The sequence below is a fragment of the Streptomyces hypolithicus genome, from assembly GCF_052934925.1.
Map to the genome: position 1 here is coordinate 1,549,890 of NZ_CM128811.1, position 11,537 is coordinate 1,561,426.

9 protein-coding genes are annotated in these 11,537 nt (G+C 72.3%); 5 read left to right on the forward strand and 4 right to left on the reverse strand.

From position 1 onward, the window contains the following. Window positions 1-113: 113 nt before the first annotated feature. The gene (locus ACU6WZ_RS07060; RefSeq protein WP_447032257.1) at window positions 114-1,622 is read left to right on the forward strand and encodes a maltokinase N-terminal cap-like domain-containing protein; all 1,509 of its coding nucleotides are present in this window, start codon (window positions 114-116) and stop codon (window positions 1,620-1,622) included. A gap of 536 nt (window positions 1,623-2,158) precedes the next feature. Further along, window positions 2,159-4,558, forward strand: coding sequence for a 1,4-alpha-glucan branching enzyme (gene glgB, locus ACU6WZ_RS07065; protein ID WP_447033904.1), 2,400 nt, complete (start codon window positions 2,159-2,161; stop codon window positions 4,556-4,558). Window positions 4,559-4,609: 51 nt separating this feature from the next. On the opposite strand, the gene trxA is transcribed toward glgB, so the two are convergent. Genes trxA through ACU6WZ_RS07080 form a run of 3 tightly spaced genes read right to left on the reverse strand, consistent with a single transcriptional unit; the run spans window position 4,610 to window position 6,797 of the window. Then, complete coding sequence (gene trxA / locus ACU6WZ_RS07070) at window positions 4,610-4,942, reverse strand: thioredoxin (RefSeq protein WP_447032258.1); 333 nt, start codon at window positions 4,940-4,942, stop codon at window positions 4,610-4,612. 12 nt (window positions 4,943-4,954) lie between these two features. After that, window positions 4,955-5,359, reverse strand: a complete 405-nt coding sequence (locus ACU6WZ_RS07075) for a MerR family transcriptional regulator (protein ID WP_447032259.1) — start codon at window positions 5,357-5,359, stop codon at window positions 4,955-4,957. Window positions 5,360-5,387: 28 nt separating this feature from the next. Further along, window positions 5,388-6,797, reverse strand: coding sequence for a cation:dicarboxylate symporter family transporter (locus tag ACU6WZ_RS07080; protein ID WP_447033906.1), 1,410 nt, complete (start codon window positions 6,795-6,797; stop codon window positions 5,388-5,390). Between the two features lie 139 nt (window positions 6,798-6,936). Here ACU6WZ_RS07080 and ACU6WZ_RS07085 point away from each other — a divergent pair, with 139 nt between their 5' ends. The 3 genes from ACU6WZ_RS07085 to ACU6WZ_RS07095 all read left to right on the forward strand — a co-directional run bounded on the left by ACU6WZ_RS07085 (window position 6,937) and on the right by ACU6WZ_RS07095 (window position 10,202). Next, window positions 6,937-8,562, forward strand: a complete 1,626-nt coding sequence (locus ACU6WZ_RS07085; RefSeq protein ID WP_447032260.1) for an ATP-binding protein — start codon at window positions 6,937-6,939, stop codon at window positions 8,560-8,562. Window positions 8,563-8,752: 190 nt separating this feature from the next. After that, window positions 8,753-9,436, forward strand: coding sequence for a response regulator (locus ACU6WZ_RS07090; RefSeq protein ID WP_447032261.1), 684 nt, complete (start codon window positions 8,753-8,755; stop codon window positions 9,434-9,436). A gap of 91 nt (window positions 9,437-9,527) precedes the next feature. Further along, entirely contained in the window at window positions 9,528-10,202 is a 675-nt protein-coding gene (locus ACU6WZ_RS07095) for a helix-turn-helix domain-containing protein (protein WP_447032262.1), read from the forward strand. Window positions 10,203-10,244: 42 nt separating this feature from the next. Here ACU6WZ_RS07095 and ACU6WZ_RS07100 read toward each other — a convergent pair whose 3' ends face one another. Further along, on the reverse strand, window positions 10,245-11,270 hold the full coding sequence (locus ACU6WZ_RS07100; RefSeq protein ID WP_447032263.1) for an ATP-dependent 6-phosphofructokinase: 1,026 nt from the start codon (window positions 11,268-11,270) through the stop codon (window positions 10,245-10,247). Between the last annotated feature and the right edge of the window lie 267 nt (window positions 11,271-11,537).

Consider the following 11,537-nt stretch of genomic DNA (forward strand, 5'->3'; position numbering starts at 1 on the left):
CACTCCCCGCGTCGGCGCCGGGAGAGAACCCCACGCACCGCCCGGACAGCTACGGTCGCAATCCGGGACACCCTGCGCATCCTGTGGTGTGCCCGGGGAAAGGACGCGATGCCATGTCGGAGGCTGCATCCATCCGGAGTACGGCCGCCCGCCGCTCCAGTCCTCCAGCACCACCCGCGGCGCTGCTCCCCTCGCTGGCGCCACTGCTACACGAATGGCTGCCGAGGCAGCGCTGGTTCGCGGGCAAGGGACGCCCCGTCACCGGTTTCACACTGATCGCCGCCACGGAACTGCTGCCTGTCCGGGGCGATCCGGAGGACGGTGCCACGGGCGCTCCCGGCCTGCTCCATCTGCTGCTCGGCGTGCGGCAGCCCGTCGTGCCCAGGCACGGCCCGCCCACGGCGCCGCCACCCGTCGACTGCTACCAACTACTGGTCGGCGTAAGGGGCATGCTGCCCACGCGGCTCGCGCCGGCGCTGATCGGCCACGTCCAAGAGGGTCCGCTGGCCGGCCGCAGCGTCTACGACGCGCTGCTCGACCCGCAACTCGCCGGCCTGCTGCTGGAACGATTGCGCAGCCCCGGCACGGCGGGGGCGTTGCGCTTCGACCGCGCTCCCTCGGTCAGCATCCCGGCCGGGCTCACACCGAGGCTGCTGGGCGCCGAACAGTCCAACTCATCTCTGGTCTACGGAGATTCGTTTATCCTGAAGGTCTTCCGCCGGGTCAGTGCCGGGGCCAACCCCGACCTGGAACTGCCTCTCGCACTCGCCCGCACGGGCTGTGAGCGGGTGCCCGCACCGGTCGCCTGGTACGAGGCCATGAACCCCGACGGCGGAGACGATCCGTACACGCTCGGCGTCCTCCAGCCCTTCCTGCACGGCTCCGAGGACGGCTGGCAGCGCGCACTGCGGTCGCTGGCCGTCGGCAGCGACTTCACCGACGACGCGCAGGCGCTCGGCCGGGCCACGGCCGAGGTGCACACGGCGCTCGCCGCCGCCCTGCCGACGCAGTCGCTGCGCCGGCAGCAGACGGAGCGCCTGGCCGAGGCCATGACGGAGCGCCTCGACGCGGCAGCGCAGGCCGTGCCCGCCCTGGTCCCGTACGCCCCGGCGCTGCGCACCGCGTTCGAGGCGTTCGCGGCGCTGGGCCGGGCGGGGCGGGTGTGGCCGGCCCAGCGGGTCCACGGCGATCTGCACCTGGGGCAGACGCTGCGGGCGCCGGGCGGCGAGTGGTCGGTCATCGACTTCGAGGGCGAGCCCTCGCGGCCGCTAACGGAGCGGCGCCGCCCCCAGCCGGTCGTACGGGACGTGGCGGGCATGCTGCGTTCCTTCGACTACGCCGCCCGCTCGCTTCCCCAAGCTCCCGACTCCGCTCGACCGGGGGAGGCCCCGTCGCGGTGGGACGCCGACTGGGCTACGCGCTGCCGGGACGCGTTCTGCACCGGATACGCGAAGGCGTCGGGCGCCGACCCGCGGGACGAACCGGAGCTGCTGCGGGCGTACGAGACCGACAAGGCGGTGTACGAGGTGCTGTACGAGGCCAGCCACCGCCCGGACTGGCTCCCGGTGCCACTTGCCGCGGTCCGGCGCCTGGCCGGCGAGCCCCCTTCCCCCGCCGCGTGACCCGACCTGATCCGCCCCGCCCCGCGACGACCCGCCCAACCCGACCCGCCCCGCGACGACCCGCCCAACCCGACCCGCCCCGCGACGACACGACCACGACCCACCGAGGCCCATTCCATGACCTCCAGGACCCGCACATGAACCAGCTCACGCTGCTGCACGCCTGCATCGCGGCCGTCCAGCGGCGGCCATGGCCGACGGCGGCGCCGCGTCACGCGGCCGCCGCCCGGCCCATGCCCGCGCCCCTGCCCTCACCTTCGCCCTTGTCGAAGGCGCGGTTGAGCCCTGCTTCTCCCTTCCACCGGCACCGACCGGACCCTCCCGAGGAGGCCGTACCCGTGACCCCCCGTCCGCCGTCCCGCAAGTCTTCCGCTTCCCCGAACGCGCCCGGGGCGCCCGCGCCCATGAGCCCCCCGGAGGCGGCGCAGACCCCGACGCTGCCGGAGCCGACGCAGTCCCCGGAGCCGCAGACGGCCGCTGCTGAGGCGGCCGGGGCGCCGCAGCCGCGCAAGAAGGCGGCGAAGGCGGTGAAAGCAGTGAAGGCGGCCAAGCCGGCGAAGAAGAACGAACCCGCCAAGGCGCCGCAGCCGCGCAAGGCCACGAAGGCCGCGGCGACCGCTGCGGCAGCCACACCCGCAACCCAGCGCGCCACCGCCACAGCCACGCCCCCCGCAGCCGCCACGACCCCCGCCCCCGCGCCCGCCCCCAAGGAGACCCGGGCCCGCCGCACCGCGAAGAAGGCCGAGCCCGCGAAGCCCCAGCCCGGCCCCTTCGCGGTCGGCGGCGGCGACCGGGACCGGCTGCTGGCCGGCGGGCACCACGACCCGCACGGCGTGCTCGGCGCGCACCCCGGACCCGACGGCGGTGTGCTGACCCGGGCGCTGCGCCCGTTCGCGAAGGCCGTCACGGTGCTGGCAGAGGGCACGCGCACCCCGCTGCACGATGACGGCGACGGCTTCTTCTCGGGCCTGCTGCCCCTGGACGACGTACCGCAGTACACGCTCCTGGTCACCTACGACGACAACGAGCTGGAGGTGCAGGACCCGTACCGCTTCCTGCCGGCCCTCGGCGACGTCGACCTGTACCTCATCGGCGAGGGCCGCCACGAGGAGCTGTGGCAGGCGCTCGGTTCCCAGCCGATGGTCCACCAGGGCGTCACCGGCACCCGGTTCACCGTCTGGGCGCCGAACGCGCAAGGGGTGCGCGTCGCGGCCGACTTCAACTTCTGGGACGGCCGCGGGTTCCCGATGCGCTCCCTCGGGTCGTCGGGAATCTGGGAGCTGTTCGTGCCGGGCGTCGGCGAGGGGGCGCTCTACAAGTACGAGATCATGCGCCCGGACGGCGGCCACACCATGCGCGCCGACCCGATGGCCCGCCGCACCGAGGTGCCGCCCGCGACCGCGTCGATCGTGACGGCTTCGCACCATGTGTGGCGCGACCAGGAGTGGATGGGCCGGCGCGGCGACCGCCCGGTCCACGAGGCCCCGTTCTCGGTCTACGAGGTCCACCTCGGCTCCTGGCGTCCGGGCCTGACATACCGCCAGCTCGCCGAGCAGCTGCCGGCGTACGTCTCCGACCTCGGCTTCACCCACGTGGAGCTGATGCCCGTCGCCGAGCACCCCTTCGGCGGCTCGTGGGGCTACCAGGTCACCGGCCTGTACGCGCCGACGTCCCGCATGGGCACGCCCGACGACTTCCGGTACCTGGTCGACGCGCTGCACCGGGCCGGCATCGGCGTGATCGTCGACTGGGTGCCCGCGCACTTCCCGAAGGACGACTGGGCGCTGGCCAGGTTCGACGGGCGGACACTGTACGAGCACGAGGACCCGCTGCGCGCCGAGCACCCCGACTGGGGCACGCTCGAATTCGACTACGGGCGCCCGGAGGTGCGTAACTTCCTGGTCGCCAACGCCACGTACTGGTGCGAGGAGTTCCACATCGACGGGCTGCGCGTCGACGCGGTCGCCTCGATGCTCTACCTCGACTACTCGCGCGAGCACGGCCAGTGGTCGCCGAACCAGTACGGGGGCCGGGAGAACCTCGACGCGGTGGCGTTCCTCCAGGAGATGAACGCCACCGTCTACCGCCGCAATCCCGGTGTGGTGACGATCGCCGAGGAGTCCACCGCCTGGGACGGCGTCACCCGGCCCACCGACGGCGGGGGCCTCGGCTTCGGCCTGAAGTGGAACATGGGGTGGATGCACGACTCGCTGGAGTACGTCAGCAAGGAGCCGGTGCACCGCAAGTACCACCACAACGAGATGACCTTCTCGATGGTGTACGCGTACAGCGAGAACTACGTGCTGCCGATCTCGCACGACGAGGTGGTGCACGGCAAGCGGGCGCTGGTCAGCAAGATGCCGGGCGACTGGTGGCAGCAGCGCGCCAACCACCGGGCGTACCTCGGCTTCATGTGGGCACACCCCGGCAAGCAACTGCTTTTCATGGGGCAGGAGTTCGCGCAGGGCGCGGAGTGGTCGGAGGGGCACGGCCCCGACTGGTGGCTGCTCGACCCGGCGTACTCGGCGGAGCCGGACCACCGGGGTGTGCGTGACCTGGTACGCGACCTCAACCAGACGTACACGGCGACGCCCGCCCTGTGGGAGCGGGACACCGTGCCGGAGGGCTTCGCGTGGGTGGCGGGCGACGCGGCGGAGGACAACGTCTTCGCGTTCCTGCGCTTCGACGCGCAGAGCGGACCGCTGCTGGCGGTGTCCAACTTCTCGCCGGTCGTACGGCACGAGTACCGGCTCGGCGTCCCGGACCTCGCCCCGGCCTGGATGGAGGTCCTGAACACCGACGCGGCCCGCTACGGCGGCAGCGACGTGCACAACCCGGAGCCGCTCAAGCCGGAACCGGCCGGGGCGCACGGACAACGCTCCAGTCTCCAGCTGACCCTGCCGCCGCTGGCGACGGTGTGGTTCAAGCCGGCCTGACCGGGGCCGGGGTCCGCCGCCCAAGCAGGGCGGCGGACCCCTCTCCCCCGGTCAGATCACGTCTTCGAGCTCCTGCAGCAGCTTCCGCTTGGCACGCGCGCCGACCATCTGCTTCACCGGCTCACCGTCCCGGAAGACCAGGAGTGTCGGCATGGACAGCACGCCGTACCGCGCCATCGTCTCGGGATTCTTGTCCACGTCGAGCTGCACGACCTTGAGCCGGGCAGCCTCCTCCCGGGCGACCTCGCTCAATACGGGCGCGAGCTGGCGGCACGGGCCGCACCAGTCGGCTGTGAACTCCACCAGAACCGGGAGCCCGGCCCTGATCACGTCCTCCTCGAAGCTCGCGTCCGTGACCGCGTCCACTCCCATGGCCTGCACCATCGCCACCACTCCTCAGTTCGTCAGTTCACAGCGCGGCTCGGGCCCGCCGGGCACCGCCGCACCGGCTTCGAGTTCGGCACGGGCCAGTTGGGCGCCGACCTGGGCCCGCACTGCCCCGAGCTCACCGATCAGCGTGTCCAGGTCGGCCACCTTGCGCCGGTAGATTTCCAGCGAGGCGGGACAGGAGTCCCCCGCCGGGTGCCCGGCCCGCAGGCACTCCACGAAGGGCCGGGTGTCCTCCAGCTCGAACCCGAAGTCCTGCAGGGTCCGGATCTGCTGGAGGAGCCGCAGGTCGTCTTCGTCGTACGTGCGATAACCGTTGACCGCACGCCGGGCGGGCAGCAGCCCGCGGGACTCGTAGTACCGCAGCGCCCGCGCGGTGGTCCCTGCCCGCTCAGCCAGCTCGCCGATTCGCATGCCCCGACGGTAAGCCTTGACGCCGACGTCAAGGCAACATCGAGCTGCCCCGGCCTTCAGAGGCTGTTGTCTTCTCTGCGTCGCGGGGCTCCGGCAGGTAATGGGCCGGGCCTTCCTTCGGCGTCTCGGCGTGGTCGTCGACCAGGGTTCGTTCGTCGAACGGGACGCGGCCGGCCAGGACTTCGGTGACGCGGTCCTTGTCGATCTCCTTGGTCCACGTGCCGACGAGCACCGTCGCCACCGCGTTGCCCGCGAAGTTCGTCAGGGCGCGCGCCTCGCTCATGAAGCGGTCGATGCCGACGATCAGCCCGACGCCGTCGACCAGTTCGGGGCGGTGCGACTGGAGACCGCCGGCCAGGGTGGCCAGGCCCGCGCCCGTGACGCCCGCCGCGCCCTTCGAGGCGATGACCATGAAGACCAGCAGGGAGATCTGCTGGCTCACAGAGAGCGGGTCGCCCATCGCCTCGGCGACGAAGAGCGAGGCCATGGTCAAGTAGATCGCCGTACCGTCGAGGTTGAAGGAGTAGCCCGTCGGGACGGTGATGCCGACGACCGGCTTGCTGACACCCAGGTGCTCCATCTTCGCGATCAGCCGGGGCAGCGCCGACTCGGACGACGATGTCGACAGGATCAGCAGGAATTCGCGGCCGAGGTACTTCAGGAGGGAGAGGAGGTTGACGCCCGCGACGAGCTTCAGGATCGTGCCGAGTACGACGAAGACGAAGAGCGCGCAGGTGATGTAGAAGCCGATCATGATGACCGCGAGGGACTTCAGCGCGTCGACGCCCGTCTCGCCGACCACCGCGGCGATCGCGCCGAAGGCGCCCACCGGCGCCGCCCACATGATCATGGCGAGCACGCGGAAGACGAGGCGCTGGATGTGTCCGATGCCGCGGATGACCGGTTCGCCCGCCCTGCCCATGGCCTGCAGCGCGAAGCCCACCAGGAGTGCGATGAGCAGGGTCTGGAGGACCTCGCCCTCCGTGAAGGCGGACACCAGGGTCGTCGGGATGATCCCCAGCAGGAAGTCCACGGTCGACTCGCTCGCACCTTCCGCCTGCTCGGCGCCCGCGCTGCGGGTGGCCTCGGTCAGGTCGAGGCCGGCGCCCGGCTCCAGCAGGTTGCCGACGAGCAGGCCGATGGCGAGCGCGACGGTCGACATGACGAGGAAGTAACCGAGCGCGAGCCCGCCCACCGCGCCGACCTTGGCCGCCTTGCGGACCGAGCCGACGCCCAGCACGATCGTGCAGAAGATGATCGGCGAGATCATCATCTTGATCAGGTTGACGAAGCCGGTGCCCAGTGGCTTGAGTTCGACGGCCACGCCGGGGGCCGCGAAGCCCACGATGACGCCGAGCACGACCGCGCCGATGACGGCGAGATACAGATAGTGCGTGCGATCCCGTCTGGCGGCCTTCGTCGCCTCGCCCTTTGCCATGCCCTCTACCACGGGGTTCCTCCTCGTTCGTGCTGCGGTGCCCATGTCCCGATGGGTCCCGGCGACTATCCATCACGCTGTGACACCCGTCACCGTTACGTGCATTTCGTTCACGGGATTTCGGCCACACACTTGCGCCATGCGCATTCCCCGCCCACGCGGTCTGCCTCGCAGCCTGGCCGGGCAGCTCTTCGCGATGCAGGTCGTACTCGTGGCGGTGATCGTCGTCGGGTGCGCGGTCTTCGCGTACGTGTCCGACCGGGCCCAAGCGGAGGAGACCGCGCGCCGGCAGGCCTTCGCGACCGCCACCGCCGTGGCGAAGTCACCGGCCGTGGTCGAGGCGGCCCGCTCGGAGGACCCGACGGCGGCCCTCCAGCCCTACGCCGAGTCCCTGCACAAGGAGACCGGCGTCGACTTCGTCGTGATCATGGCACCGGACGGCACCCGGTGGACGCACCCGGAACCGGCCGAGATCGGCCGGACGTACCTGGGACACACCGGCCCGGCACTGGAGGGCCGTACGTTCGACGAGACGTACACGGGGACACTGGGGCGGTCGGTGCGGGTGGTGGCGCCGGTGCGGGACGGGGCCCGGATCACGGGGCTCGTCAGCGCCGGGATCACCGTGGAGCGGATCAGCGCGCAGATTCGGCAGCAGGTGGCGGCCCTTCTCGGCGTCGCATCGGGCGCGCTCGTCCTGGGCGGCCTCGGTACGTACGTCATCAACGCCCGTCTGCGGCGGCACACGCACGGCATGAACGCCGCCGAGCTAGGCCGCATGCACGACTACCACCAGGCCGCGCTGTACGCCGTACGCGAGGGGCTGCTGATGCTCGACGGACAGCGGCGCATCGCGCTGATCAACGACGCCGGGCGCGAACTGCTGGGCCTCGGGCCCGACGCGGTGGGCCGCCCGGTGGCCGACATGGACCTGCCGGGGCCGCTCACGGCGGCGCTCATGGCGACCGGCCCGCGCGTCGACGAGGTGCACCTGACCGCGGACCGGGTGATCGTCGTGAGCAGCGGGCCGGTGAGCGGCGGAGAGCGGCGCGGTACGGTCGTGACCTTGCGCGACCACACCGAACTCCAGGCGCTGTCGGGTGAGTTGGACTCAGAACGCGGCTTCACGCAGGCGCTGCGCGCGCAGGCTCACGAGGCGGCGAACCGCCTGCACACGGTCGTGTCACTGATCGAGCTCGACCGCGCGGACGAGGCGGTGGAGTTCGCCACCGCGGAGCTGGAGCTGGCCCAGGCGCTGACCGACCGGGTCGTCGGCGCGGTCGGCGAGCCGGTACTGGCCGCGCTGCTCCTCGGCAAGGCGGCGCAGGCGAACGAGCGAGGCGTGACGCTCGTACTCGACGAGGACAGCCGGATCGACGACGGGGTGCTGCCGGGGGCGCTGGGCGCGCGCGATCTGGTGACGATCCTGGGGAATCTGGTCGACAACGCGGTGGACGCGGCGCAGGGCAGTAAAGGCGCCCGCGTGACGGTGACGGCCCGCGCCCACGACGGTGGCGACAGCGGCGGCGGCGAACTGCTGCTGCGGGTCACCGACACGGGCCCGGGGGTGGCGGCGGAGTCGGCCGACGCGGTGTTCGCGCACGGCTGGTCGACGAAGAGCGCGGGCCGGGGCCTGGGCCTGGCCCTGGTCCGCCAGGCGGTGCACCGGGGCGGTGGGACGATCGCGCTGGGCGCGGCGGCCGGCGGCGGCGCGGAGTTCACGGTGCGGGTTCCGCTGGGTGCGGGCGCGGGGGTGCGGACATGACCCCGGCGCACGGGGCTCCGCTCCGGACCCCGCTCCTCAGGCGCCGGAGGGGCCGGAACATCCAGCCCGTCCGGCGCTTGAGGACACGCCCGGAGGGCGTCCGGGGTCTGGGGCTTGCCCCAGTTTCGGGAAGGGGCGGGGTGGGGAACGAGCACGCCGCGGGCGACCCGCACCCCCAGGGGGCGACCCCATGACGGCACCCCCCATCCGCGTCCTCGTCGTCGAAGACGACCCCGTCGCCGCAGACGCCCACGCCCTGTACGTCGCCCGGGTCCCCGGCTTCACCGTCTCCGCCGTGGCCCACTCCCGCGCGGAGGCGGCCCGCGCGCTCGACCGCGCCCCGGTCGACCTCCTCCTGCTCGACCTGTACCTCCCGGACGGACACGGCCTCGCGCTCGTACGTTCGCTGCGCGGCGCCGGTCACAGCGCCGACGTCATCGCCGTCACCTCCGCCCGCGACCTGGCCGTCGTGCGCGAAGGCGTCTCGCTCGGGGTCGTCCAGTACGTACTGAAGCCGTTCACCTTCGCCACCCTGCGCGACCGCCTCACCCGTTACGCCGAGTTCCGCGCCGCCGCCGGTGAGGCCAGCGGCCAGGACGAGGTGGACCGGGCGCTCGGCGCGCTGCGCTCCCCGCGGCCCGCCGCACTGCCCAAGGGACTGAGCGCCCCGACGCTGGAGGCGGTGACCCGTAGCCTGCGCGACTCCCCCGGCGGCGCCACCGCCGCGGCGGCCGCAGCCACGGTCGGGATCTCGCGCATCACCGCCCGCCGCTACCTTGAGCACCTGGTCACCACAGGCCGCGCCGAGCGCAGTCCGCAGTACGGTCAGATCGGCCGCCCGGAACTGCACTACCGGTGGGTCACCTCGGTGTAAGAAGAGCGGCGGCGCGAAAGTAGGACGTTCCTACGATTTGTGATCTTGGGGGAACGCACCGTAGTCGCCGGGCTGCCGGACTACATACGGTGTGCCCGTGCACCCCTCTCCGCCTTTCAACGCCCCCGCCGCCCGCCGACTGCGCGAAGCGCTCGGCATGGCGCCCGGCCATGTCGCCTACGGGCTGCGCGCCCAGTACGGCCTGAATGTCGGCCCGGACCTGGTAGTGGCCTGGGAGCGCGGCCTGCGCGCGCCCGGCACCCAGGAGCTCACCGCGCTGGCCGGGGTGCTGTGGTGCTCGCTGGCCGACCTGCTCGCCGCCCCGGCCTCGCTGCGCGAGCACCGGATCTCCCGGAGCCTGTCGGCGCAGGATCTGGCGCGGCTGGTGGGCCTGGACATGAACTCGTACCAGCAGATGGAGGACGCGGGCCGCTGGCGCGGCACCGAACGGCAGTCCGCGTCGCTGGCCGAGGTGCTGGGCCTGACCCCGGAGGAGTTCGTGACGGCGTCGGGCCGCAACGACGAACTGGCCGAGGTCCTGCGCAGCGCGGTGACGACACGCTGGCAGGCGTACGTACGACCGGTGGCCAAGCTGGTGCCTGTGCCGCGGCGCCGCCTGGACGACGTACTCCAGCGGCTGCACGGCGACTACCAGTCGCGGATGGTCTCGACGCTCAGCTGGAGCGGCAGCGAGACCGGGGACGGGGCGGCGGGCCGGGAGTTCCTGGACGACATCGTCGGCCGCTTCTGGCTGCTGGCCCGCTGAGCGCCCGCCCGCCCTTGCCCTCGCCCCCCTGCGCCCCTGCGCTCAGAAGACCGACTCGGCCTCGTACATCCGCTCCTCCGGCACCGTCTTCAGCTCCTCGACGCTCTCCGCCAGCGGCACCATCGTGATCCGGGTGCCGGTCAGCGCCGCCATCTTGCCGAAGTCGCCCCGGTGCACCGCCTCCACCGCGTGCCAGCCGAAGCGGGTGGCGAGCACCCTGTCGTACGCCGTCGGGGTGCCGCCGCGCTGGACGTGGCCTAGGATGACCGGGCGGGCCTCCTTGCCGAGCCGCCTCTCCAGCTCGATCGCGAGCCGCGTGCCGATGCCCGTGAAGCGCTCGTGCCCGAACTGGTCGATGAGGCCCTTCTCGTACGGCATGGAGCCCTCGGCCGGACGCGCACCCTCCGCGACGCACACCACGGCGAACTTCTTGCCGCGCGCGAAGCGTTCCTCGACCATCTTGACCAGGTCGTCCACCGCGAAGGGGCGCTCCGGCAGGCAGATGCCGTGCGCGCCGCCCGCCATGCCCGACTCCAGGGCGATCCAGCCCGCGTGCCGCCCCATCACCTCGACGACCATGACCCGCTGGTGCGACTCGGCGGTGGTCTTCAGGCGGTCTATGGCCTCGGTGGCGACGCCGACGGCCGTGTCGAACCCGAAGGTGCGGTCGGTGCCGTTGATGTCGTTGTCGATGGTCTTCGGTACGCCGACCACCGGCATCCCCGCGTCCGACAGCATCCGGGACGCGGTGAGCGTGCCCTCGCCGCCGATCGGGATGAGGGCGTCGATGCCGGAGCGCTCCGACAACTCGTGCCAGTTCTCGGCCGCTTCGCGCAGCCGGTTGCGCTCCAGGCGCGCGGAGCCGAGGATCGTACCGCCGCGGGCGAGGATGCCGCTGACGGCGTCGAGGTCGAGCGGGCGGTAGTGGCCGTCGAGCAGGCCCTTGAATCCGTCTTCGAAGCCGATGACTTCGTCGCCGTGCTCCGCCACGGCCCGGTGCACAACCGACCGGATCACTGCGTTCAGGCCGGGGCAGTCTCCGCCTGCGGTGAGAACTCCGATACGCATCGTGATCTGTCTCCTGCTCGGTAGTGGTACATGTGAGCCGGATTCCGATTCTTCCACGGGCCGCGCCGGCTTCGCGCTCCCGGCAGCTCAGGCTCCCGGCGATCCGGCCGCCACGCCGGTGCGCCGGGACGCGGGGGCGCCAGCACGCGGGGGCGCCGGGGCCCAGTACGAGCCCTCCAGGACGCCTCACCCGGCGGGCGCCTTACCCATCCGCGCAGGTATTGTCAAGAGGGTAATCCACGGGTAATCCACCCCAACTGGACGGAG

What these genes read in the sequence shown, in the direction of transcription:
- ACU6WZ_RS07060 (WP_447032257.1), top strand. Translation starts at nt 114, where the DNA reads ATGTCGGAGGCTGCATCCATCCGGAGTACGGCCGCCCGCCGCTCCAGT.
- trxA (WP_447032258.1), bottom strand. Translation starts at nt 4,942, where the DNA reads ATGGTGCAGGCCATGGGAGTGGACGCGGTCACGGACGCGAGCTTCGAG.
- ACU6WZ_RS07075 (WP_447032259.1), bottom strand. Translation starts at nt 5,359, where the DNA reads ATGCGAATCGGCGAGCTGGCTGAGCGGGCAGGGACCACCGCGCGGGCG.
- ACU6WZ_RS07080 (WP_447033906.1), bottom strand. Translation starts at nt 6,797, where the DNA reads ATGGCAAAGGGCGAGGCGACGAAGGCCGCCAGACGGGATCGCACGCAC.
- ACU6WZ_RS07085 (WP_447032260.1), top strand. Translation starts at nt 6,937, where the DNA reads ATGCGCATTCCCCGCCCACGCGGTCTGCCTCGCAGCCTGGCCGGGCAG.
- ACU6WZ_RS07090 (WP_447032261.1), top strand. Translation starts at nt 8,753, where the DNA reads ATGACGGCACCCCCCATCCGCGTCCTCGTCGTCGAAGACGACCCCGTC.
- ACU6WZ_RS07100 (WP_447032263.1), bottom strand. Translation starts at nt 11,270, where the DNA reads ATGCGTATCGGAGTTCTCACCGCAGGCGGAGACTGCCCCGGCCTGAAC.